General features: G+C 45.6%; 19 protein-coding genes. 6 read left to right on the top strand and 13 right to left on the bottom strand.

Translation table 11 applies throughout. The annotated features are described in order from the left end of the window. Window positions 1–47 precede the first annotated feature (47 nt). From KSK55_RS13540 to KSK55_RS13510, 7 genes are all read right to left on the bottom strand, one after another. On the bottom strand, window positions 48–1,844 hold the full coding sequence (locus KSK55_RS13540) for a chloride channel protein (RefSeq protein WP_218607278.1): 1,797 nt from the start codon (window positions 1,842–1,844) through the stop codon (window positions 48–50). A gap of 208 nt (window positions 1,845–2,052) precedes the next feature. Further along, window positions 2,053–4,158: a DUF262 domain-containing protein gene (locus KSK55_RS13535; protein ID WP_218607277.1), complete on the bottom strand. Its 2,106-nt coding sequence runs from the start codon at window positions 4,156–4,158 to the stop codon at window positions 2,053–2,055. A 125-nt stretch (window positions 4,159–4,283) separates the two neighbouring features. After that, complete coding sequence (locus KSK55_RS13530; protein ID WP_218607276.1) at window positions 4,284–4,739, bottom strand: ferritin-like domain-containing protein; 456 nt, start codon at window positions 4,737–4,739, stop codon at window positions 4,284–4,286. A gap of 120 nt (window positions 4,740–4,859) precedes the next feature. Further along, entirely contained in the window at window positions 4,860–5,219 is a 360-nt protein-coding gene (locus KSK55_RS13525) for a rubredoxin (RefSeq protein ID WP_250545245.1), read from the bottom strand. Between the two features lie 305 nt (window positions 5,220–5,524). Further along, complete coding sequence (gene fhcD / locus KSK55_RS13520) at window positions 5,525–6,412, bottom strand: formylmethanofuran--tetrahydromethanopterin N-formyltransferase (protein ID WP_214420710.1); 888 nt, start codon at window positions 6,410–6,412, stop codon at window positions 5,525–5,527. An 80-nt stretch (window positions 6,413–6,492) separates the two neighbouring features. After that, complete coding sequence (locus KSK55_RS13515) at window positions 6,493–7,038, bottom strand: hypothetical protein (RefSeq protein WP_218607275.1); 546 nt, start codon at window positions 7,036–7,038, stop codon at window positions 6,493–6,495. Between the two features lie 32 nt (window positions 7,039–7,070). Beyond that, entirely contained in the window at window positions 7,071–7,505 is a 435-nt protein-coding gene (locus tag KSK55_RS13510) for a hypothetical protein (protein ID WP_218607274.1), read from the bottom strand. A gap of 204 nt (window positions 7,506–7,709) precedes the next feature. Here KSK55_RS13510 and KSK55_RS13505 point away from each other — a divergent pair, with 204 nt between their 5' ends. From KSK55_RS13505 to KSK55_RS13480, 6 genes are all read left to right on the top strand, one after another. Then, window positions 7,710–8,582: a formate/nitrite transporter family protein gene (locus KSK55_RS13505; RefSeq protein ID WP_218607273.1), complete on the top strand. Its 873-nt coding sequence runs from the start codon at window positions 7,710–7,712 to the stop codon at window positions 8,580–8,582. 20 nt (window positions 8,583–8,602) lie between these two features. Further along, window positions 8,603–9,145, top strand: a complete 543-nt coding sequence (locus tag KSK55_RS13500; protein ID WP_218607272.1) for a nucleotide-binding protein — start codon at window positions 8,603–8,605, stop codon at window positions 9,143–9,145. A gap of 223 nt (window positions 9,146–9,368) precedes the next feature. Then, complete coding sequence (fdhF, locus tag KSK55_RS13495) at window positions 9,369–11,435, top strand: formate dehydrogenase subunit alpha (RefSeq protein ID WP_214420705.1); 2,067 nt, start codon at window positions 9,369–9,371, stop codon at window positions 11,433–11,435. Between the two features lie 2 nt (window positions 11,436–11,437). Then, entirely contained in the window at window positions 11,438–12,682 is a 1,245-nt protein-coding gene (locus KSK55_RS13490) for a Coenzyme F420 hydrogenase/dehydrogenase, beta subunit C-terminal domain (RefSeq protein ID WP_218607271.1), read from the top strand. Window positions 12,683–12,771: 89 nt separating this feature from the next. Beyond that, the gene (locus KSK55_RS13485; protein ID WP_218607270.1) at window positions 12,772–13,317 is read left to right on the top strand and encodes a diacylglycerol/polyprenol kinase family protein; all 546 of its coding nucleotides are present in this window, start codon (window positions 12,772–12,774) and stop codon (window positions 13,315–13,317) included. Window positions 13,318–13,450: 133 nt separating this feature from the next. After that, on the top strand, window positions 13,451–15,046 hold the full coding sequence (locus tag KSK55_RS13480; RefSeq protein ID WP_214420702.1) for a DEAD/DEAH box helicase: 1,596 nt from the start codon (window positions 13,451–13,453) through the stop codon (window positions 15,044–15,046). Between the two features lie 7 nt (window positions 15,047–15,053). Here the strand turns inward: KSK55_RS13480 and KSK55_RS13475 are convergent, their stop codons facing one another. From KSK55_RS13475 to KSK55_RS13450, 6 genes are read right to left on the bottom strand one after another with little or no spacing between them, the layout of a single operon-like run. After that, window positions 15,054–15,566, bottom strand: coding sequence for an NADH-quinone oxidoreductase subunit B family protein (locus KSK55_RS13475; protein ID WP_218607269.1), 513 nt, complete (start codon window positions 15,564–15,566; stop codon window positions 15,054–15,056). A gap of 8 nt (window positions 15,567–15,574) precedes the next feature. Next, complete coding sequence (locus tag KSK55_RS13470; RefSeq protein ID WP_218607268.1) at window positions 15,575–17,116, bottom strand: hydrogenase large subunit; 1,542 nt, start codon at window positions 17,114–17,116, stop codon at window positions 15,575–15,577. Continuing rightward, window positions 17,113–18,582 (bottom strand): proton-conducting transporter transmembrane domain-containing protein, encoded by a 1,470-nt coding sequence (locus tag KSK55_RS13465; protein ID WP_218607267.1) that lies wholly within the window; start codon window positions 18,580–18,582, stop codon window positions 17,113–17,115. Before KSK55_RS13465 ends, KSK55_RS13470 begins: the two co-directional genes overlap by 4 nt. Continuing rightward, window positions 18,579–19,271 carry a hydrogenase subunit gene (locus KSK55_RS13460; protein WP_218607266.1) on the bottom strand — a complete coding sequence of 231 codons (693 nt, stop codon included), beginning with the start codon at window positions 19,269–19,271 and terminating at the stop codon, window positions 18,579–18,581. Before KSK55_RS13460 ends, KSK55_RS13465 begins: the two co-directional genes overlap by 4 nt. Beyond that, window positions 19,268–20,209: a respiratory chain complex I subunit 1 family protein gene (locus tag KSK55_RS13455; protein ID WP_218607265.1), complete on the bottom strand. Its 942-nt coding sequence runs from the start codon at window positions 20,207–20,209 to the stop codon at window positions 19,268–19,270. The genes KSK55_RS13460 and KSK55_RS13455 overlap by 4 nt, the downstream gene beginning before the upstream one ends. Beyond that, on the bottom strand, window positions 20,206–22,137 hold the full coding sequence (locus tag KSK55_RS13450) for a proton-conducting transporter transmembrane domain-containing protein (RefSeq protein ID WP_218607264.1): 1,932 nt from the start codon (window positions 22,135–22,137) through the stop codon (window positions 20,206–20,208). The genes KSK55_RS13455 and KSK55_RS13450 overlap by 4 nt, the downstream gene beginning before the upstream one ends. Window positions 22,138–22,309: the final 172 nt, after the last annotated feature.

Here is a 22,309-nt window from a genome sequence, read left to right as displayed (position 1 = left end):
TGAAAATTTAGAACACAATAAGAAATTAAAATAATAAAAAGTGAATATCACAAGAAGTACTTACACTCCTGCTGTGCTTTTGTAGCATATGCATGCGTAATATCCCTCCTTGTAATGAGGCCTACCATGTATGGGAGATCATCCTGAATTTCTACAATTGGGACATGTCCGATATCTACTGCAATCATGTCTTTTAAAATTGACTCGAGGTCTGTATCTGGGCTGGAAGTAACCAGATCAGTCATCATAACTGTGCTTACCTTTCTATTATCCCAGCACCCTTTCGAATCTTTCAAGGTAACAAACCCGACAAGAACATTATCAGGAGTAATGACAGGAAATCCATAATGAGTAGACTCTTCAACGAGAGTGAGGATTTTACTACATGGATCCTCGGGTGTTAAAGTTACAACCCGTTCCACGGGAGTCATGGCATCTTTTGCGGGAATCACCTGAAGCACATGTGAATCATACTCACCCCTATGTGCTCCGGATAATGTTTTATTAGAAATTTGAGAGCCATATATCGTTCTGTTCCCAACTAATATCACGGACACTGCTACTGCACCCATCGCCGGTACAAACAGAGAAAAATCGCCGACCATCTCGATGATCATGATAAGACAGGCAATCGGTGAATGAGAGATACCTCCAAAAAGAGAGATCATACCACAAATAGCAAAAACAGGTACAGAACTTAAAGGGACAATATGGGGGATAAGTATGTGCATCACCATACCAAATGCGCCCCCTGTCGTCGCTCCAATGGTAAGACCGGGGGCAAAAACACCCCCACTCCCCCCAGAACCGATAGTCAATGATGTCGTGAGAATCCGAACAAGAGGAATAAATAACAAAACAGAAAGTGGGAGCATATTGTAAACAGTAAGTTGAATAAACCCATATCCGGACCCAATACTACCAAGGGCTATGAGAAACGTTTCGTGGGAGAGACATGCCAGAACAATGACAAGTACACCAATACATGCCGCACCCATTACTGGTTTTAAATAAATAGGGAGATTGTATTTGATCCATATATCCCTGAAAAAAACTCTGGAACGCTGAAATATTTCCAGATATCCTATTCCAACAATTGCACAGACAATTCCTAAAAGAACAAAAAGAGGTATCTCTGGAACAGACCAGGATAGATCTCCTTTCGCAAAAATGGGTTCATATCCTTCAAAATAACCGAAAATGCCATATCCAATAATTGAAGACAGAAAAGCAGGTACAATTGCATCTGATTCAAAATCGCGAAGATAGAGAATTTCTGCCGCAAGAATTGCTCCACCAAGAGGAGCTTTGAATATCGTTCCGATTCCAGCACCAATTCCAGCAGCAATCGCTATTCGTCGTTCTTTATCAGGTAGTTTTAAAATATCAGCGGCTATGGATCCAAACCCGGCTGCTATTTGAGCCGTAGGTCCTTCTCTGCCTGCACTTCCCCCGGTTGCGATGGTGCAAATAGAAGCAAGTGCTTTAATGACAGGAATTCGTCTTCTAATCCGCCCAGTCGTATGAAATGCGGCGATAGCAGCATCAGTTCCATGACCTTCTGCTTCCGGAGCAAACCGGTACACGAGAAATCCGGACGCTAATGCACCTAAACAGATGATTGGCAGAAACATCCAGATATTTACTGGAGGAGACCATGATGCAATCATTTCAGCAGACATGCCATCCACCGGATATCTATAGCCCCAGATATCCCCCATGATGATTTGGTTTGCAAATTTAATTCCCTCAAAAAAGAGAAGTGCACCAAATCCAGAGATTATGCCTATAAGAATAGACAACCCGATAGTCTTTCGGAAAAGGATAACCTCAGCGGACACCATGAAAATGGTATATATTTTTAACCTTTGTTATGCATTCCCATTTTTCATGTGAGGAGAGATTATCGTATTGAAATAGAGGAAGTAAAATAGGGGCTATTTAAATATCAGGTAGAGGGTGGAAGCAATTCCATGACTGTGATTAACACAAGGACCGGTCACAATCCTGATTGGTACCAATATCTTCTCATATGGTATCCAGGCCATCGGTTTATTCACAAGTCAGACACCAGACTTCCTCATTCCACCCGACAAGTTTGATGATATTCAGGCACATATCACGGATCTGGTACCGGCCAAATCGTGACTTAAATGAATACGTTCCGACATTTGATTTATACCGGGCCGGATCATCGGAAAAATACCCAGGATATTCCCGGACAACACGTTCAAATTTCTGGGGTTCTTTCTCATAAATAGCCCGGATAGTATTTTCAAGAACCTGATACCAAAATTTTACCGGATACACCGTTCCGGCAATATTCAGGTTTGATGGCCGTGCCTGTTTTGGGATCTCACCTGAACGCATACACCCGGCAGGAACTACGGATGGTTTTGCAATCTCTATTTCAGGAACTTCGCATCGAGGCCAGATTTTCACACAGAATGCCGCCAGCACTCCTGACCGCTGATCAATCTGATACCGTCTCCAGAAACGGATATTTTTCATTCCCGCGTTGAGCATCAGATTATCTAAGGCATACCATGCCTTCTTGTCTTCAAAGGCGCCATTTTTAATCGATGAATTTTCCTGAGTCAGGGTCAGGTTACCAAGGCGGTGAAGAAAATCTGTATGAACTGATGACCAGTCAGACCCAAGATGCTCTATCCAGTGATCCGAAAGAGACTCCGGCATGATATGATCAATCATCAGATCTTCTGATTCATCTTCAAAGAGGGCATATGATGCTACAGGCTCAAGCCCTCGTGGCTGGCTTGAAAAGAACTCCTCAAGTCGCTCAAGAATAACGAAAGCAAGTTCGTTCTCAGTCTCTGGATGGTAGAGATCACTGTACCTGAGATGATCTGTAAATTCATCATCATCAGGGAGATCAAACGGAGGTTGGAGGGAGGCAATAAGAGATTTCGTCTCATCTGCAGAGAGATACCCATTCCCATCAGATGCAGCACGGCAAAGGATCTCAAATACATCCTCATACACTGTATCAGGCCTTCCACATACCATACGCCTGATAAAGTAACTCTCAATACAACTGAGAACCTCAAACACTTCCTGGTCAGATAATTTTCCACCGTTCTCATTATCCGTATCATTGGCAGCCAGCAGGAGAAGGAAAAAGGGAGCTGGAGTATTATTACTAATTCTCCGGATTCGGAATAGCGACTTCAGAATTTCCTTTCGTTCCCGGCTTGTGCCTTCTTCCGAATCTGGAAACAGAATACGGCGATAATATTCTGATGACCTGCTCATGTCCTTGAGCAGATACAAGACCTCATCTGGTAAAGCATTCTGAAACCGTTTCCGGATCTTTTCAAATATTTCACCATGCCGAATGAACCGGCCCTCTTTCATACAATAATGCCTGATAAACGATGAGATGAGAACCTGATCATTTAACAGCCGCTCTTCCATCGGTTTCCAGTACAGATCGTACTGAGCCTCTGCAATCTCCTGGCTTTCAAGATGGGCAAAGAAGAAATTCCGGATGAGATCAGACTCCTCAAGGGGAACACCCCGGTAATTTAATGCTTCAAATACCTGGTTTGGGTTTTCCCCTTCATCCAGTTCAATATAGACAACACACAGATCCTCGGTGATTACCTGTTGAAGAGCATTCAAATCCATCTCAGTTGACCGATCAAGCTGCCACCAGAAATAGTCAAAACATTCAACAATCCGCGAGTCCTGGTCAAAAACGTAGTCCTCATCAAAAATATGGTAGAGCGCGTTTTTATCAACGCGGGTAGGAATCACCACATACTGGCCTTCACCACTCTTCGGAGCATTTTTCAAAAAATCAGATATCTGGTTATAAAGTTCTGTTAATCCTTTTTCACGTGCAAATGCCCTGATAACTGCAAGAATGATACTTATGGTGGTAATTCGTTGCTGACCGTCAATAATTACATATTTATCAAGATTTTTTTCATATTCCCTGACAACAACAACAGAACCCAGAAACCTGGCAGGGTGTTTGGTATCCTGACCAGACATGAGCTGGTATTGCTCCCGGATATCAGACCAGAGTTGCTCCCATTGTTGCCGTGACCAGACATAAGGCCGTTGAAATAATGGAACTTTGTATTGCTTTGCCCCATTATATAAGTCCCACACAGAAGCCTTGGTCGCCTTCATACCCCACGAATCCCACTAATTATTTCACTCTCTCATCCCTTTACCCCACCGGTCAGGTCAGAGAAAATGAATCAGGAAATGGCAGTATGCAAATATCAAAGAATCTTGTATCGGAAAAAATGAAATTACCAGGCCTCTGAAAAGGCACTGTTGGTATATATATCTTCAAGACGGGCTTTATGTCCGCGCTCCATCTTTGCAAGCTCCTCAAAGACCTTTTTCTGATCTGCATCCATGCTTGCGGCTGCAAACTGCTCATACATCTGCATTGCCTCTTCTTCCCGTTTGATTGCAACCTGCAGACCTTCGAGGGGTTTTAAATCCATGGATGGTTTTGGTTTTTCCATGGTATCTGACAGGTGATAATCTTTAACTTCATCAAACCTGAGTTCTTTTTTGGCACCACTCAGATATTCCTGGAGAGTTTTCCGGTGATACGTCTCCTCCTGGGCAAGTTCTTTGAACGTTCCCTTCAAAGCCGGATCTTTGACTTTTTCTGAAAGCGAGATGTAAAATGCATACGCATCAACTTCCTTGTCGATCGCAGCAAGTAAGATCTTCTTATATTCTTCCAGTTTCATAAGCCACCCTCCTGAGGGCAAATAATAATTACAAGCGGGTATGGTAAAAAAGATAGTGATCACAAAACTGAAAAGCCGAATCAACAGGAAAAACCATAAAAAATCAGAAAAAAAGAGAGATTATTCAGTAGCTATAAATTCACTCTTACCAATTTTTGCATAAACCCCGCATATCGGACAGATATAGGTATCGGGGAGATCTTCAAAGGAGGTTCCTGGTGGTATCCCATTCTTTGGCTCGCCTCTCTTGGGATCATACAGGTATCCACATGCAACACAGCGATACCGCCCTGATGGTGCTTCCATGGGGACGAACTCTCTCTTCGTAATATTAGCCTTTCCACAAACCGGACAAACATAGGTATCTGGAAGGTCTTCGAATGCTGTACCCGGTGGGATTCCATTCTTTGGCTCGCCTCTCACCGGATCATAGATATATCCACAAATTTCGCATTTATAGGGTTTCATCTGTTTTCTCATGGTAACCACACATCACAAGCTTACCGTTGTAACATGTTGATAATTGATGGAATTTCTATTAAAGATTTCCAAATTGTTTTTTTCATATTACGCAGGATCATTGCCATCTTCTGTTTCCACATACATTCCCGGAGAAAAAAGAAGCGACTATGTTTAACTACCCCGAACCCAGAAAATCTGATAATTACTAAAAACCAGAGAATTTCAAATTAATTTGAGAAGTTCGATCAAAACTGTTTTTTTGCATATACCTTGCATATCGGTTTTTGATCAGGTTGATGGAAGCGCGATAAAAAAGGTATTGTTTAGAAAAGTTCAGCCAGTTTAAACTGGAATGGTCCAAGTTTTCCTTCATAGTTACCAGCACTGATGAATGAAACACCTGGAACTTTGACTGCAGCCTTGATACCTGCTGCCATTGCCTTCTTGACTGCTGCCTCGTCAACACCATTGATGACAAGTTCATAGATGGATTTTACTCCCTCGGGGACTTTTGTATCCGGAACTTTTTCGCGGATGGTTGGGCAGTACTGCTCATTGGTTGTTGCCGGAATCGGGAACTTGTAGTTCTTTGCTCCGACCTTGGAACCGGAAGCAACAATGCCACCTGCAAAGCTGGTGATGGTGCCTTTTACGTCTAAAATTGCATCTGCAGCGGCCTTTGCTCCCATGAGAGCGGTCATCTGGTTGTCAGCCATGACAAAGAAGTTGCCACCTGCGACACCCTTGACCATCCCAAAGACCTCTTCTCCGATATAGTCTCCTTCCATGATCGGGATCTTCCAGCACTGGCGTCCGCCAACTTCAACCTTGGACTCAAATTTGTCTCCGAAGAAGTGAATCTTGATATCAAACTTCTCTTCTGCATCTGGCATTCCATTAAAGACTGAGGTAGTAGCTGCGGTAAGAACACACTCAGCGATACGTTCCATAACCTGTTCTGGAACCTTCTTTTTTGATGCACAGATAAGAATTGACACACCCGGACGTCCGTCTGGGGTCTCATCAGCACTCACAAATCCTTCTATTCCTGCTTCACATGGACAACCGATAGCAGATGTTGCAAATCCTGTTGCCTCTGTGGCCGCAGTCATTGCCCATTCGCGGGTTACACCGGTGATAATGACCCGTGATACCCATATTGGAAATCCTTCAGCAAATGTGTTATCAATTGGTACACCGTTCAGTTCCATTACGGTTCCTCAGAAAGAGGTCATCAGTCAGACCAATAATGGTTGTGAATTCGATCTGATACCTGAAAGCAATTCACCTTTCATTCAGGACACATTCTACAGGCCTCCAGGACATCAATTCCTCGGAGTGGCTGCGATGGATCTGCTGTGGTAACAAGGGTTGACAAGGCCAGCACTGAGTCGGGTAATTTCAAACCAAACAAGTCGGTCGATTGTACCTCATGGGTATGTGATTGAACTGTTTTCCTGACCGTCCCCCGGTTTATGGCAATACCCATCCTGTTCATGAGAACAGCCGCATAAGAAAACGTATGATCCTCGGAAAGAGACAGGCAGAGATCAACAATTGGTGATCCGAACCGGCTCTTATCATAAAATGGCGCTTTTGCATAACAGAGCTGCCCGCAATCACGACAATGAAAGCGCTTGACATATACGTAAATATGTTTTTCCCCTTCCGGAGAATAGACGGTAGAAAAACGCCGCTGTTTCATGTCATGACTGATCACCATTCCCATACAATTCGGACAGGGAAGGGGGTCAGTAAACTGGACACCTGAAACTCCGGTTACCGCCTGATAGACAAGGTCAGCAATAATCGGGGAAATAAACGGTTGGCGACGCATCTACAGGATAGTACAATCAACCTGACCGGTGTTTAAGGATGTTGCATTGTATTCGATGGTCCATACCTGGTCAGCAGTCGCCAGAGTAGAATCGTGAGCGTACATGAATACAGAACCTGGAGTAAGATAGTCCAGGGAATTTCCATGCTGAAAAATATGATTAAGGCATATATCGGGGTCATAATAGAGACGATGTCCTTTTTTTCAAACAGAAGCGCAAGACCAGCTAACACAAATGAACCAAGAACACATCCCCAGATAAAACTCCCTTCATTTTCCATTATAGCCATAGAATGAAGAATATAGGAGAAACCAATTCCTGCCCAGGGAAGAACAAGTGACAGGACGCATAGAACCTTTTGGAGGACCGTAAGGTTTCGGATAGGGAAAATATCGTCAATATTCATTATCCTTATCCTGAGACGGAATGGATGATGAAATGTCCGGATTATGATCCGGGTTCTCATTCGGCAATCACCGATGAGGGGGTCACTTTTCGTATAACAAAAATAAAATCTCATATCCTCGAGTCTTTTTTGGATAATAAGGCATTTCAAGCCGGGATTATTTTCAAAAGTGTTTAATACTATCACAAAATACTTAATGTTTAAGCCTGCAAGGCGTGTTGTGTGGCCTTGAATCAGGCAGACTCTGTGAAGGTGTAACTAACTATGGTATTTCATCCACCCGTACAAATAATCGCCAAGGGAGCGAGCGCTGGAAAGTATAAAGCAGGCCTAGAATGGTGGAACATGATCATCCGTGGATTCATGTCCGGAGCATACATCGCAATGGGAGGTGCCCTCGCCTGCGTCTGTTCTACTGCAGTCGCTGATAACCTGGGAGCTGGTTTTGGTCAGCTTATTCTGGGAGCAGTGTTCCCTGTTGGGCTTATTATCACCGTCCTTACCGGTGCAGAGCTCTTTACCGGTGACGCAATGCTTGCACCACTTGCAGCATTTGTTCACAAGGTCAGCTGGGGAAAAGTCCTGAACCTCTGGATATGGGTTTATATCGGAAATCTTATCGGTTCAATCTTTTATGCATATATAATGGCAAACGGACCGTTTGTCTCATGGAACGCTGCAGGTCTTGCAACCGTGAATGCCTTTGGATTACGGGCAGTAAATATCGGTATTGCAAAAGTCAGTTATGTTGGAATGGCAGGTCTGTGGGCTGCATTCCTGAAGGGTATCGGATGTAACTGGCTCGTTAACCTCGCTATCCTGCTTGGTATCTGTGCAGATGATGCAATTGGTAAATTCTTCGGTATCTGGTTCCCGATCATGGCTTTCGTTTCAACCGGATTCGAACACTGTGTTGCCAACATGTACTTCATACCCGCCGGTATCATGACGGCAGGATACCTGAACGCAGAACAAGTCGCAACTATTACTGCAGAAAAACTTGCGACATTGAATTGGGTTACGATGTGGACAAACAACATCATCGTTGTCACCATTGGAAACATCGTCGGTGGTCTGCTCTTTGTAGGTATCATCTACTGGATTGCCTTCAAGAAAGAGATCGAAGCACTTGAGTAATTAAACACCCTTCTTTTTTTATGCAGTTTCTTCCAAGAAAGATACGACCGTCAATCCTGCACATCCTTGTCTTTGTGTTTTTTCTGATCCTGATTTGTATCTATGTATTTTCAACCGGAGACACCAGTATGCTTATCTGGGGTATCCCAACGCTGATTTGTCTTCTTCTTATCCCCATGGGTCTGACCTATATCTCACAAAGCCAGTATTCTGACCTTATCCCGGTATATGAAACAACGGCGAAAGACGTGAAGATACGCGAGATCAATGAATCCATGATATCAAAACCTATCAAAATCGAGGGACTTGTTGAAGAGGTCAGATTCAAATCCTTAAACCGGCCGCATTTTATTATTGGTGACCGGACCGGTGTTACTACAGTGAAGATGTTTACAAATCCTCAGAATGATATCAACAAAGGAGACGTAGTTGAGGTGTACGGACAGGTCATCAAGAGATACATCTTCTATGGTGATCCGATCGTCAATGGTGTGGATATCAGGGTTACCAGATCCAACGTCAAGAGTTCACCATCTTCAGCTTCCAAAGGCAAAAAGAGATAAGTGAACCATTCTGATGCGCCCTGATTCTTTCATTTTCTGTTTCTTTTTTTCGACATATTAGCATGCGCACGTAATTAACCAGAAGTGATGTACATTTAAGAATCGGTTCTGAAGATACCCGATCATTGTACATAATCAGTCCACCACAAATCACCATCTTTGAGATTTTTTTCATAAGACTTATCAGTCCTTATCCAGAACCTTTTGTTACCGAGGAATCGTAATGGATCTCAAGTATGTCCAGACTACATGCCCGTACTGCGGTACCGGGTGTTCATTTAACCTCGTGGTAAAGGACGGTAAGGTTGTAGGGACTGCTCCCTATCACCGCTCTCCAGTGAATGAAGGAAAGGTATGCCCAAAGGGGACCTATGCCCATGAATTCATTAACAGCCCTGACCGTCTGACAAAACCACTGATAAAGAAAGATGGTAAATTCGTCGAAGCTTCCTGGGAAGAGGCAATAAAACTCATCGCTGATAAGTTCAAATCCTACAAGCCAGATGAATGCGCTGTTCTTTCTTCAGCCCGTGTCTCCAACGAAGAAAATTACGCCATGATGAAATTCGCCCGTGGCGTTTTAAAGACACGGCATATTGATCACTGTGCACGTCTCTGCCATGCATCAACCGTTGCAGGTCTTGCAAACATATTTGGTTCCGGGGCAATGACCAACTCCATTCCGGATATTGCAGAGTCAAAATGCGTCTTTGTCATCGGATCAAACACCTTTGAAAACCATCCGCTCATCGGCCGTCAGATTATGAAGGCAAAATCGAATGGTGCCAAAGTCGTCTATGTTGACCCCCGAAAGACCCCAACCGGAAAGCAGGCCGATCTCTTCTTACAGTTCTACTCCGGAACTGATGTCTGTCTCCTCAATGGTATGATGCAGGAGATCATCAAAAACGGCTGGGAGAACAAAGAGTTCATTGAAAAGCGCTGTAACGGCTTTGATGAACTCAAGAAAGAGGTCATGAAAGATGACTATAGTCTTGAGAATGTCTCATCTGTCACTGGCGTCCCGGTCGATGATATCAAGACCGCCGCCGAATGGTTTTCAAAATCAGGAGCCAGTACAATCCTCTATTCGATGGGTATCACCCAGCACACCACCGGAGTTGACAATGTCAAATCGGTTGGTAATATCCAGATGCTGACCGGAAACCTCGGACGGCCAGGAACCGGTGTCAACGCCCTTCGTGGACAGAACAATGTGCAGGGTGCCTGTGATATGGGAGCTTTGCCGGTTGTTTTTACCGGATACCAGAAAGTCATTGATGAAGCTGCCCACAAAAAGTTCGCTGACGCCTGGAAGTTCCCTGATGGCATTGCAGAAGGGAAGAACGGGTACGAAGTCACGGTCATGATGGACGTGCTGACTGACAAGCCAGGTGAACTCAAATGTATGTACATCATGGGTGAAAACCCGATGATCTCTGACCCTGACCTGACCCACGTCGAGCATGCATTAAAATCACTTGAATTCCTCGTCGTTCAGGATATCTTTATGAATGAGACCGGTGTCCTTGCAGATGTTGTCCTGCCTTCCTGCTGTTATGCAGAAAAGGATGGAACCCAGACCTCAACCGAACGCCGTGTTCAGATGTGGAGAAAAGCCCAGGATCCACCAGGAGAGGCAAAACTTGACTGGGTGATCATCTCTGAAATTGCAAAGGCAATGGGATATGGAGAACAGTTTGCCTGGAAATCTGCTGAAGAGATCTTTACCGAGATGGCAGCACTCACCCCATCCTACGCTGGAATGGACTATGTAAGACTCAACAGACCTGAAGCCCTCCACTGGCCATGCCCGACAAAAGAACACCCGGGAACCCCAATCCTCCATATCGAGAAGTTCGGTATGCCAGACGGTAAGGGTCTGATGACTGCTATTCCATTCAAATACCAGCAGGAACGTCCGGATGCTGAATATCCAATCCTTCTGACCACCGGACGATGTATCTGGCACTGGCACACCGGAACCATGACCCGTAGATCCGAGAGTCTTGAGCGTGAAGAACCAACCGGATGGATTGAGATGCACCCTGAGGATGCAAAAGCTCTGGGAGTTAAAAACAACGAGATGGTAAAAGCAATCAGCCGCCGTGGCGAGATCACCATCAAGGCACGTATCACTGACACCATCAAAAAGGGCGTTATGTTCATACCGTTCCACTTTGTCGAGTGTGCAGCAAATATGCTCACTATCAATGCTCTTGACCCCATTGCAAAGATTCCGGAATCAAAGGCATGTGCAATAAAAGTTGAGAAGATACAGGAGGCCTGAACATGGCAGCAAAAGGCGATATGAGCTATGTCTGGGCAAAAGACAAAGATATCCTCGATAAGGGAGAATGTGGTGGAGCAGTCACTGCACTCCTGAAATATGCATTGGAAAGTAAATTTGTAGACGCAGTCCTTGCCGTCAGAAAAGGCCAGGATATCTATGATGCAGTCCCGGCATTCATCACCGATCCGGCAGAAGTTGCATCCACTGCAGGATCCCTACACTGTGGAACGCTCCTGCTTCCAAAGATCTTAAAGAACTACGCCGACGGTGCAAAGGGCATGAAGATCGCCGTAACCTGCAAGGGTTGTGACGTCATGGCCTTTTACGAGCTTGCAAAGAGAAACCAGATAAATCTTGACAATATTGTCATGATTGGTGTCAACTGTGGTGGTTCGGTAAGCCCGGTGAGTGCCCGGAAGATGATCTCTGAAAAGTTCGGTGTAAACCCTGATACCGTCCACAAGGAAGAGATCGACAAGGGTCAGTTTATCATTGAGTACGAAGGCGGACACAAGGGCATCAAGATTGATGAACTTGAAGAAGAAGGATACGGACGCCGTTCAAACTGTCGCCGCTGTAAGATGAAAGTCCCCCGCCAGGCAGACCTTGCATGTGGGAACTGGGGAGTCATCGGAGACAAGGCAGGAAAGGCAACCTTTGTTGAAGTCTGTTCAGAGAAGGGTGCAAAGCTCCTCTCCGATGCACAGGCAAAAGGTGCTGTTGAAGTTGCAGCAGCCGATCCAAAGGGTATTGAAATCCGTGGCAAAGTCGAGAAGGCCATGCTTAAGCTCGGTGACGAGTGGCGTGCAAAAGACTTTACTGCACTTGGAAAGGGTAAGGAACGCTTAAAACTTCTGATGGATGAGACCTCAAAGTGTATCAAGTGTTATGCTTGTGTTGAGAATTGTCCCATCTGTTACTGTGTTGAATGTTCAACCAAGAAGCCATGGTACATCACTCCAGGTCAGCTCCCGCCAGGTTTCATGTTCCACCTGATCAGATTTGCACATATTTCTGACTCCTGTATCAACTGTGGTCAGTGTGAAGAACTCTGTTCCATGGACATCCGGAATGCACTCTTCATGCACTCACAACAGGTTGAGATTGAGAAGCAGTTCAAGCACACACCAGGTATTGACATGACCCCGCCAATCCACGCGTTTGTTGAGGAGAAGGCAGAGCGTGCCCGGCTTGATGCTACCGGAACTGATTCCATCTATATCAACATATTCAAGGATGAGTAATCATCCCTCCATTTTTCGCACCGAAGCCTGTCTTTCCGGAAACCATCCGGAAAGGATCACCTTATCACGTAATCTGACATCGTGTACTCATGAATGAGTACCTGCGCAAGACTTCCCACTTGTTATTCGGACTCCTTGTCGCCGGTGTTATCCTGATTTTTCCAACATACCAGGCAGCGATGATCATCGGATTTTCCTTGTACGTCGGTCTTATCCTCATTGACCTGTGTATGAAAGGATACAAGATACCCCTGATTTCAATGATTATCCATCATATGGAACGGGAGGGAGAATTTCCAGGAAAAGGGGCGTTCTTCTTTGTCTTCAGTGCCCTCGTAACCCTCATGTTCTTCCCGCCGGTGGTTGCTGCGGTATCTGTTGCAGTACTTGCCGTGCTGGACGGATTTTCAACCATATTTGGCATCAGGTTTGGAAAGCACCGGATATGGAATAAAAAAACTTTGGAAGGATTTCTCGGAGGAGTCATCATCACAGCAGCCCTGCTCCTGTTTATCTCGCCACCAGTCTATGCCATTCTCATCTCGCTGGTTGCAGGATTTGTCGAACTCCTAAGTCCGGTAGATGATAACCTGATCATTCCCTGGGTTGTTGCGATGCTGATTACTTTATTATGAAAGATAACTCTTTTTATTTGAACTGCCGCGATTGATTTAAACAATACCAAGAGAAATTAAAAATAGAATCCTCCCGGTTCTTTTTCAGGATAAAACCATCATCCTTATATCCCCGTGGGACGCAGAATATGCGATGGAAATACCTTCTTTTTCAGACCTCCAGCTTTCACCTGGAATCCTTAAAGCCATCCGTGATATCGGATATGAAGAACCAACCCCAATACAGTCTCAAGTTATCCCATTAATTCTCGCCGGCAACGATGTTGCAGGACAGGCCTATACCGGAACTGGTAAAACCGCATCATATGGTATTCCTGCACTCGAGATGTGTCAGCCTGCAAATCGGAAAGTTCAGACCATCATCCTCTGTCCAACCAGAGAACTTGCTGTACAGGTAGGAACTGAACTGAACAGACTGGCAATGCATCGGAAAGGAATCTCAATCCTTCCGGTATATGGTGGTCAGCCAATTGAACGACAACTCAAGGCTCTCTCCCGCGGGGTTCATATCGTTATCGGAACTCCGGGAAGAGTGATCGATCATATTAAACGGGGAACTCTGACCCTTGATTCGGTCTCACTGGTCGTAATGGACGAGGCAGATCAGATGCTTGATATGGGATTCCGTGATGATATAGAAGAAATACTCTCCCACATACCAAAAGAGCATCAGACTGTCATTCTCTCAGCCACATTCCCCTCTGAAATCCTCGATATCTCCCGTCGTTTCCAGAAAGATCCGATTGATGTCAAGATGGTTCACCAGGAACTGACCGTTCCACAAATTGAACAGTACTATATTGAAGTCAGGGAACCGGCTAAGTCAGACACCCTTATCAGAGTCCTTGAATTTTACCAGCCACAACGGACCATCATCTTTTGTAACACCCAGATTGCCGTAGATGCAGTATCAAGCGCTCTCAAGGCAGAAGGATTCATGGCTGACGGTCTTCATGGCGGTATGGCACAGGCCCAGCGTGACAAAGTCATGAATGCATTCCGGAAAGGGCAACTCGAAATTCTGATTGCAACTGATGTGGCTGCCCGTGGAATTGACGTTGAAGAGATTGACCTTGTCTGCAACTACGACTTTCCCCAGGATGATGAATATTATGTGCACCGGATCGGCCGGACAGCACGTGCAGGACGAACCGGCCGTGCAATCAGTTTTGTAAGTCCCCGGGAACGGTACAGACTCCGGGATGTCAGACGGAGCACACGAGCCGAACCTGAACCACTCCCCATTCCGACCCTTCGAGAAATCGGAGGCAAGAAAGCCATCACCACCCTTGCTGATGCAGATTCACTCATGAACACCGGGGATCTCTCATTCTGTCGCCCGATGATAGAGGAGAAGATTGCAGGAGGCGCTGATCCAATTGCCCTTGCAGCATCCCTGCTTATGATTGCAGCCGGCATCGGAACTGAAAAAGAAGACGAACTTGAGAAATATCTTGGAGAACAGGCAGTTGTCAGGCTTTCAGCAGGTCGGCAGGATGGCATCCTGGTCAGGGATATTCTCCAGGTTGTCAGAAACAGTGGTAGAAATATTCAGAACGATATTGGAAACATCCGGATCGGACAGACTGCCACCTACATTGATGTTCCTGAACCCTCGGTCAAGGATGTCATTGATGTCCTGAACGGTGCCCAGATAGGAAGAATCAGGCTTGTTGCAAAAAGAGGAAGAAAGCAGTCTGATATTCCAAAAAGACGCTTTACTAAATAATTAAAAATTACCTTTTTTCCGCCGACTGCATCATCATAAGCAGTCCTTTCATGATGGCAGCAGGTGTCGGGGGATTTCCCGGAATCTTCAGGTCAACAGGAATTACAGAATCAACCGGTCCCAAAACTGCATAACTTTCTGCAAATATCCCGCCGGTGCAGGCATCATCACCCACTGCTATGACGAATTTTGGTTCAGGGGTTGCTTCATATGTCTTTATCAGGGCTTCTTTCATGGCATGAGTAACAACACCGGTGACCGCAAGAACATCTGCATGCCTGGGTGATGCAACAAACGTGATACCAAACCGTTCAACATCGTAATGCGGGGCAGAAAGATTTGCTAGTTCAATCTCAGCAGCATTGTCACTTCCACAGTCAACCTCCCGGATCGCAATACTATTCCCAAATACGCGATCAATCTCCTGCCTGAGCATCAATCCTGTCGATTCAAATACCAGATCTGTGGTATTTGACCTGGTGACTTTTGGTTTTTTGAGTAAAAGTGAGAGAATATTCATGGTAATCCTCACAGATCAGTCCCTGCATACGATAGATTCAGACTCTTGTTTATCACCGGGAAATCAGGGACAATATTTCCCATAACTGCATGTTCAATTGCAAGCCAGTTACAAAACGACGCGGTTGAGACCGCAAACCGGTCAATTTTGCCATCAATGACTTTAATCCAGAAGAGGGTCCGTCCACGGGGAGATTCAAGTGCTGATAAGCTAAATCCATCCCGAATCGTGGCAGTAACATGAACCGGTCCTTTTGGAATATCAGGAATCATCTCCTTGATTAGGGTAAGAGATGCACGAATCTCTTCTCCTTTAACTGAAAACCGGGCCAGCACATCGCCATCCCTCTTGAATATAACGCACGGCGGATGAGCCAGATACCAGCCATAGGGGTGATCAGCCCTGACATCACATGCTCTTCCACTTGCCCGTGCAATGGGTCCGGAAAGAGCAAGTGGATCAATCAGAGGTTCTCTGACAACACCGGTTGTTGAAAACCGGTCAATCACCGATGGGACAGATAATGTCCAGGTAAAAACCTCATCAAGATCCACGAGAGATTGTATGACCGTGTCTTTGAGTGCCATAAGAAGATCATCCGGAATGTCCCGTGACAGGCCACCAACTGTAAGTATACCTTTTAAAAACCGTGAACCGGTGATCATTTCACATGATCGCTGGAGTTCTTCCCGGATGATTAAAAACCTGGCCGCTGCTGCAGAGAATGCAACATCGGTCACCATTCCGGCAAGATCAGAAAGGAGAGAGTATGACCGTTCCAGTTCAAGCAGAATAACCCGGAGAGCAGCAGCCCGATCAGGAATACGGATGGATGCAATCGTTTCTATAGCCATTGCATAGCAACAGGCAAGTGCCGCAGATTCATCTCCGGATATGGATTCTGCAATCCGGATCCCAGAGAAAGGATCGGATCCTTCAGCCAGTTTTTCAATTCCCCGGTGCAGGTACCCAAGCCTGAGCTCAAGGTTGACAATTGTCTCACCAATGACAGAGAACCTGAAATGACCAGGTTCAATAATCCCGGCATGAACCGGACCGACCGGAACCTGATACACAGCAGTTCCCTGTACCTGTCTGAATTCATAAGGAGCAGTCTTTTCAGTAGTCTGAACCGGGCCATTTTTTGTGGTTTTTCGCAGTGGATAAAATCCTTCCGGGTAACATTCATGGAGCAACAGTCTTCTCTCGTCAACAGATCCTTCAAACCTGATACCAAACTCATCTGCTATCTTCCGCTCAAAATACGAGGCAACCGGATAGAGAGAGGCAATTGATTCCGGGTGGGAAGTATCTACAACAAGAACTATAAATTCTGGCCGTTCTGCCTCTTCAATCACGTACCAGAGTCTGAATACCTCGGTTGTCCTGCTTTCATCGGTGCAAAAAATCCAGACAAGCCTGGACTCACGGGCAAGTTCTGCGGTAAGGATATTTTTCAGGTCCTCCGCTGGCACAGAGTAATATACCGCGGTGGCATCTGATTTTATGAGCCATGATGAAGGAAGGCCAGGTGATCCCATCACACTCATGGGCTTACCCCCATTCCTAAATCAGCAACAGCAGCGGTGAGAAATGCCTCCTCTCCAGGGATCATGATAATCCCGATACCAGCAGACAGGAGAAGAAGAGCAATAATAGGGATTGCCATCGAGAACGGTGCCCGATATGGCTGTGGTCCTTCCCCATCTGAAAACCGGACGGCCATAATGGAGAGATAATATCGTACCAGGGCTGTAGCCGCGATTGCAAAGAGAAGAAGCGTTACTGCAGGTATCCAGATCGAGACTTCAGCCGATGCCATGAGTATTCCTAATTTTGAGAGGAACAGGGGAAACACCGGCATACCAATAAGAGCGGCAAATCCTGCAAAAAGGGTGAGAGCTGCATATGGCTGAAGCCTGAAGAGATCACCAATCTCATCTTCCCCGGTTTTTGTCGGAATTTTATATTGCCGATGCAGTATTCCAGCAGATAAAAATAATCCGGCCTTGATGCAGGAATGACCAAGCATATGATATAATGCCCAGAAAAGAGCCACTGGAGCTCCAATAGCGATACCAAGCAGAATAAAACCCATATTTTCTATCGACGAAAAAGCGATCAGGACTTTGAGTTTTTTCTGCCTGAGCATTGACAGGCAGGCCAGGGACATGGTGATCATGGCAAAGACCAGCAGAAGAAGAGAGGCTTGATCAAAAACTTCAGTCTGGTGGACTATTCCGGTCATCCGAAGAATACCATACATTCCCACATTCAGGATAGCACCAGAGAGGACCGCACTGACCGCTGAAGGTGCCTTTGCATGGGCTTCAGGAAGCCAGGTGTGGAACGGAACAATACCTGACTTTGCAGCAAACCCGATAAAGAAGAAGACAAAGGCAATCCATATCATCCCGCTGTCACACCCGGCAGCTTCCTGGACAATAACCGCCCAATCAAGACTTCCCATCCCGGTTTTATTTTGAACAGCCTCAAAAAGAAAAATAATCCCGATAAATGAGAACAGCATGGAAGTAGAACAGACAAAGATGTATTTCAGGGATGCATCGATATTCGCCCTGACAGCAAGGATTGCAATCAAAAGGGCAGAGAGCACTGTCGTCAGTTCGGCAAATATCCAGAACAGGGCCACATTTGGAGAAAATAACGCCATCGTCGTGACCAGAAGCAGGGTTGATAATCCAAAATAAAAAATCCGAAGACTTCTCTTTTCAAGGTCACCTGATTTGACAAGACCATCAATATACCCCACTGCATACACACTGGCACTCGTAAAGATAATGCCGGTGATGAGCATGATAAACAGATTCACATGATCAATGAGGAAAAAAGTCTCATTTTCCCACTCATTCGGGGAGAGAATCAAAAGAACAGTTATGAGCACTGATCCAGCAGCATGGATGACACTCAAATAACTCAACCATGTGTGTCTCTTCTGTATTAACTGGCACAGCAGGATGATTCCGGCCAGAACCAGATAAGTCATTGCTATCATTGGACTGCCTCCTCACCGGTGAAAAGATGAAACTCCTGCATTCGTTCCTTATACTCCTCAATAGATGAGTCAATCCCGACGGTGAGAATCGATGTCAGGAGCACCAGGATTATCAGGTCAACCATGATGACAAACTCGATGATAAAGGGAAGTTCGGTTACAAACATACCAAACAACAGAACCCCGTTTTCCATAGACAGGTACCCGATGACTTTTGTAATTGCCATCTTCCGGGAGAAGACTGCAATAAGCCCCATCAGGACCATGGATACTCCGATTACACTACCCAGAAAGAAGAGACTGCTGCTTTCGTATAATGAATCAAGAATCCTGGAGAAACAGGTGTATACCAGGAGAATTATCAGGATACTCACTATCAGGGCACCTGCCGGATGAAGATATGAGAACCTGATATCCTGGTGTATCTGGATCCGCTGTTGTATCATCCGGATAAAGGTTGGAATACCCCACACTTTGGAGATAAAGGTCAGTCCTGCTACCAGAAACAATAGTGCATGATCTTCAATTCCGGCCAGAAATACGGCGATGATAACCAATAGGAGTGACTGGAGCTGATAGATCCTGACTAGGTTAGGGAGGTTTCGTGACGAGAGGAGAAATGCAGCCGATACTAATACCAGGACCAGAGAGATCCTGACCAGTACAGGGGCTGATTCGGGTGTAATCATATCATCACCTCGATAAAGATCGTAAGAATGGAGAAGAAGAACGCTATCATGAAGAGGTTTGGTATCTGAAAGAACCGCATTTTTGCAAAAGATGACTCAAAGAGTCCGATACCAATGGACAGGACTGTTCCTTTCAGAAGAAACAGGATGCACCCAATAATAAGGGCAGGAACTGAAAATTCAAACATCAATCCAGCAGGAACCAGAATATTGATGAGCAATGCCATTAGGAGCACCTGTTTTACTCCATGAGAGAGTTCGAAGAGGGCCAGATTTCTTCCAGAGGTATCAAGAAGCATCCCCTCATGAACCATGGTCAGTTCAAGATGAGTTTCCGGATTATCCACCGGAATCCTACCGGTTTCAACAATTATCAGGATAAACAGCGAGATGCAAAGAAGCAGGATCGTCGGAGACCATGAGGGAGACTCAAGAGCTGCATGACGGAACATCTCAGGTATTGAAAGACTTCCCATGACAAAGGCAAGAGCCGCAAAGACCAGTACGGTTACCGGCTCGATAATCGCTGAAAGGCTCATCTCACGGGAACTGCCCATCCCGCCAAAACTGCTCGCTGCATCAAGACCAAGCAAAGCCAGGAGCAGACGGCCCGCTACAAGCAGGTAAAGAAACACGATGATATTCCCCGTCACCGGTTCCAGATCCGGTACCCAGACAAGGGGGACCATAAGTGCTGCAACCAGGAGAATCGAGAGTGAGGCATATGGGGCAAGCCGTGAGATGAAACTTGCATACTCAGAGTAGATGACCTCTTTTTTGAAGAGCTTGGCAAGGTTGAGATATCCTTGGATTATCCGGGGACCTCTTCGTCCTTGAACCCGTGCTTTCACTTTTTTTACCACCGTGATGTACAAGGGAGCCAGACCGAGAACCAGGAGAATATTCAGCACCCCGTACACAACCGGGATGAAATTCATGACGACCACCCGAGTACGATGATAAGGGCAATTACCATGAGAAAGACATAGAGCACATACCGATCAACACTCCCATTCTGAAGACCACTAACATACCCGGCATACCGGTCAATTCCCCGTGCAACCGGAAGATAGAGACATTCTTCAAAGAATTTCATCAGATAAATTCCAGCCTCACCAGTCCGGAACAGACACTGAAATGAATCATGGTACTGTTTTGATACAGTGATTTTTGTCCGGAACACCGGAGAGAAAAACCTGACAACCGGTTCAGTAAACCCAGATCCCGTATATTCGTTCATACTGCCTGGAGCATGCATCCCACAATCCCAGGTCCGGGAGATCTTGGTCTTTTGAGAAGCACCGGCATACACTGCCCCATACACCAGGCATGTGGTGATAAGGAGGAGGACAGCTACCGTGCTTAAATCAGGCATTAGTCCAGGATATCCAAAAATCCCCAGAATGTGATAGGCACATACTCCAAGAACAATACTCATCCCTGCAAGTACGGCCGGGCCTGCCACCATAAAGAATGGGGTTTCCCGGGCATTTTCTGCTCCAGAACTCCGGGGAAGGGCAAGAAATGTCAGACCAAAGGCTTTCACAAATGTAGTGACAGTCAATGCTCCGGTCAGGCCGAAAAGGGCAAGAGCTATGATCATGACAACCTGTGCATATGGATCAAGACTCATAAGGCCGCCGATAAGGGCCTGATAAATAAGAAGTTCGCCAATAAACCCTGAAAACGGAGGAATGGCTGATATTGAGAGAATGCCAATGAAAAAGAGCAGACCAGTGGAAGGCATCCGGACCAGAATTCCACCAAGTTCATCAATATTTCTTGTGTGTGCAGCCTGACAGACAGATCCTGCAGTAAGGAAAAGAAGGCCTTTGAATATGCCATGACTAACTGAGTGAAAGATTGCACCGACAAGTGCCATCGTCGCTATATCCAATTGACCATATGAGGCAAAAATGACCCAGAGCGAGAGACCTATCAGGACGACTCCGGTATTATCAATAGAAGAGTATGCCAGCAATCCTTTCAAATCCTGTTCTTTGAGGGCATACATAACCCCAAGAACCGCTGTCAGGCAGCCAAAGACCAGCATGACATATCCCCAGGATATATCAGTCTCATAAAACCGGGTAAGAACCCTGACCAGGGCATACAATGCTGTACTGATCATCATTCCAGACATCAGGGCTGATACCGGAGATGGGGCTGCCGGATGGGCATGCGTCAGCCATTTATGAAATGGGATGACCCCGGATTTGATGGCAATACCAATAAAAAGGCAGAAGAAGGAGACTGGAATGAGGACATCACTTCCGGACACCTTGTCAGGATATGCAAAAGAACCGGTGATGAGCCTGAGCAGGATGATACCAAAAAAGATGAAGACGGTTGAGAGCTGGGTCATTGCAAGATAAAAAATAGCAGCATACCGTGTCCTGGCCTCCTCATACTCAGTAAGCACGAGGAAAAAGGAAAGAATTGCCATGATCTCCCAGAATATCAGAAATGCAATAAGAGTCTGTGAGAAGATGACCAGAAGCATGCTCACCAGAAAAAGGGGAATCAATGATGAGACAAGGTATTTTCTCCGGTCTCCATGCATCCGGTCAAGGTATCCAGGAGTGTACATACTGACGGCCACAGTAAGGATACCAAGAAGAACAGAATAAACAGCAGAAAGCCGATCAATTCCCAAAGTTACCGGGTATAATGCAGATATAGAAATCTTCAAAACCGGTATACTGTAATTGTGCAGGGCAGCGAAAAGACAGGACACAACAAGAAGAAGACCACCAACCCCCATTATCAGGGATGATATCTCCCATATTCGTTTTTTTCGTATACAGAGAGGGACTATACCTGCAAGAGCATACAAGAGCAGGATGAATAGAAATATTTCTGACATAACATCACATTCGAAGGTTCAATATCGTCTAAAATCAATGGAAGAATAAATTAAGGTTGTGATGAAGTGTTTTTTACAACCGATTTTACAGTTTAACAAAAAAACACGATAAAGGTTTCCTGGGACAGGTACATCTGGAGATGAAACCAATAGAAAACATATATACCAGATA

It is taken from the genome of Methanospirillum hungatei (assembly GCF_019263745.1).
GTDB classification, from domain to species: Archaea; Halobacteriota; Methanomicrobia; order Methanomicrobiales; family Methanospirillaceae; genus Methanospirillum; species Methanospirillum purgamenti.
Note: the sequence above shows the minus strand (reverse complement) of the source record. Positions and strands in the feature narration are given on the sequence as shown.

Excerpts from the sequence above, each read along its gene's own strand:
- KSK55_RS13460 (WP_218607266.1), bottom strand. The coding sequence starts at position 19,271 with ATGATTACACCCGAATCAGCCCCTGTACTGGTCAGGATCTCTCTGGTC.
- KSK55_RS13540 (WP_218607278.1), bottom strand. The coding sequence starts at position 1,844 with ATGGTGTCCGCTGAGGTTATCCTTTTCCGAAAGACTATCGGGTTGTCT.
- KSK55_RS13485 (WP_218607270.1), top strand. The coding sequence starts at position 12,772 with ATGAATGAGTACCTGCGCAAGACTTCCCACTTGTTATTCGGACTCCTT.
- KSK55_RS13455 (WP_218607265.1), bottom strand. The coding sequence starts at position 20,209 with ATGAATTTCATCCCGGTTGTGTACGGGGTGCTGAATATTCTCCTGGTT.
- KSK55_RS13475 (WP_218607269.1), bottom strand. The coding sequence starts at position 15,566 with ATGAATATTCTCTCACTTTTACTCAAAAAACCAAAAGTCACCAGGTCA.
- KSK55_RS13465 (WP_218607267.1), bottom strand. The coding sequence starts at position 18,582 with ATGATAGCAATGACTTATCTGGTTCTGGCCGGAATCATCCTGCTGTGC.
- KSK55_RS13500 (WP_218607272.1), top strand. The coding sequence starts at position 8,603 with ATGCAGTTTCTTCCAAGAAAGATACGACCGTCAATCCTGCACATCCTT.
- KSK55_RS13515 (WP_218607275.1), bottom strand. The coding sequence starts at position 7,038 with ATGCGTCGCCAACCGTTTATTTCCCCGATTATTGCTGACCTTGTCTAT.
- KSK55_RS13525 (WP_250545245.1), bottom strand. The coding sequence starts at position 5,219 with ATGAGAAAACAGATGAAACCCTATAAATGCGAAATTTGTGGATATATC.
- fdhF (WP_214420705.1), top strand. The coding sequence starts at position 9,369 with ATGGATCTCAAGTATGTCCAGACTACATGCCCGTACTGCGGTACCGGG.
- fhcD (WP_214420710.1), bottom strand. The coding sequence starts at position 6,412 with ATGGAACTGAACGGTGTACCAATTGATAACACATTTGCTGAAGGATTT.
- KSK55_RS13535 (WP_218607277.1), bottom strand. The coding sequence starts at position 4,158 with ATGAAGGCGACCAAGGCTTCTGTGTGGGACTTATATAATGGGGCAAAG.
- KSK55_RS13490 (WP_218607271.1), top strand. The coding sequence starts at position 11,438 with ATGGCAGCAAAAGGCGATATGAGCTATGTCTGGGCAAAAGACAAAGAT.
- KSK55_RS13505 (WP_218607273.1), top strand. The coding sequence starts at position 7,710 with ATGGTATTTCATCCACCCGTACAAATAATCGCCAAGGGAGCGAGCGCT.
- KSK55_RS13530 (WP_218607276.1), bottom strand. The coding sequence starts at position 4,739 with ATGAAACTGGAAGAATATAAGAAGATCTTACTTGCTGCGATCGACAAG.
- KSK55_RS13510 (WP_218607274.1), bottom strand. The coding sequence starts at position 7,505 with ATGAGAACCCGGATCATAATCCGGACATTTCATCATCCATTCCGTCTC.
- KSK55_RS13450 (WP_218607264.1), bottom strand. The coding sequence starts at position 22,137 with ATGTCAGAAATATTTCTATTCATCCTGCTCTTGTATGCTCTTGCAGGT.
- KSK55_RS13470 (WP_218607268.1), bottom strand. The coding sequence starts at position 17,116 with ATGAGTGTGATGGGATCACCTGGCCTTCCTTCATCATGGCTCATAAAA.
- KSK55_RS13480 (WP_214420702.1), top strand. The coding sequence starts at position 13,451 with ATGGAAATACCTTCTTTTTCAGACCTCCAGCTTTCACCTGGAATCCTT.